This window comes from Neobacillus drentensis, assembly GCF_036962765.1.
In the GTDB taxonomy this organism is placed as follows: Bacteria; Bacillota; Bacilli; order Bacillales; family Cytobacillaceae; genus Neobacillus; species Neobacillus drentensis_C.
This window is the reverse complement of the sequence record NZ_JBALOS010000123.1, coordinates 1-1,438: the sequence shown is the minus strand read 5'-3', so window position 1 is coordinate 1,438 and position 1,438 is coordinate 1. Positions and strand designations below refer to the sequence as shown.

The 1,438-nt window shown below is 37.6% G+C and carries 2 pseudogenes; both read left to right on the top strand.

Annotated features, from left to right (window positions below):
• Positions 1-723, top strand: a pseudogene (locus V7137_RS16115) (transposase); the annotation flags it as partial.
• A gap of 160 nt (positions 724-883) precedes the next feature.
• Positions 884-1,438: pseudogene (locus V7137_RS16110) on the top strand (transposase); the annotation flags it as partial.

The window sequence follows — 1,438 nt, the reverse complement described above, 5'->3', positions numbered from 1 at the left end:
AATAGAACCACTGTCCCAGAGAGTGGTTATTACCTAAAGGACGAGCGAACGAAACAGTTCGTATACACATTTCAAGCAGCTGCGGACCGAAATGGTTTTATTCTCAGGGCAATTGTAACGCCGGGGAATATTCATGATAGCGTCATTTTCGAGAAGGTCATCGAAAAACACGGGAAAACTGAAGCAGCTGATGCTGGATACAAAACACCTGCTATTGCCCAATACGTATTTGAAAATGATATGAAGCCTGCTTTACCTTATACTCGTCCTCGTATGAAGGACGGTTATTTGAAAAAGCATGAATATGTTTATGATGAATACTACAGTTGTTGTTATATTTGTCCGCAAGGACAAATAAATATGCAACTACGACGAAGAATGGAAAGCGTCAATACTACTCTAATCCGCTTATGTATCAAAATTGCCCATTGCTCTCAGAATGTACGCAGAGTAAAGATCATAAAATACTGATTGAGCGTCATGTGTGGGAACACTATTTAGAAGAAGCCGATCACCTTCGTCACACACAAGAGAATAAAAGCATTTACGCAAGACATAAAGAAACGGTTGAACGTGTCCTTGCGGATCTAAGGAAAAGCATGATATGCGTTGGACAACCTTAAGCGGCCTAAAAAAATTGTCCATGCAAGCGATGCTTACTTTTGCTCCCATGAACTTGAAAAAATGGCCAACTGGACTTGGAAAAGTCCAGAATTGGCGTAATAATAAGTTAAGATAGGTCTGAAATTTTCTCTTTCGAGCAAAAATCTAACATAAAGGCATCCGAATGGACTCATTCGAATGCCTTTTGTCTTACTCTGAGTCAAAGTGGACTTTGACACAGACTTTCGACAAGTTCAGAGGCATTAATGGGGTGGATGAAATGCTTACAAAAAATACACAGATGAATCGTGATCAAATAGAAATGATAGCCATAGAACAACTTGTACCTGCGAACCATTTTGTTCGCAAAATCGAAGCCGGTATTGATTTTTCATTTATTCATCTGAACGGGGACGTCCGAGTATTGACCCTGTAGTATTGATTAAGATGGTTCTCATCCAATATACCTTCGGTATTCGCTCTATGCGTAAAACCATTGAAGAAATCGAAATTAATATGGCGTATACCTCACTTTTCCACCTTCGGTAAAAACTATGAGCGACGCTTTAAGGATACAGATTTATTTGAACAGATTTTCTATTGTATTTTAAATTAAGCCTCAAAAAAGACTTGATTAGTAGTGAGCACGTATTTATTGATTATACTCATGTTAAGGCGAACACAAATAAGAATAAATTTGAGAAGAAAGTCGTTCGAAAAGAATCGAAAGCTTTTGAGGCATGTCTATAAGAAGAGATCAAAAAGACAGAGAAGATCACGAAAAAAGCCATTTCCTCCAGATAAATTTGATAAAGAAGAATTAAAAGAAATTAAA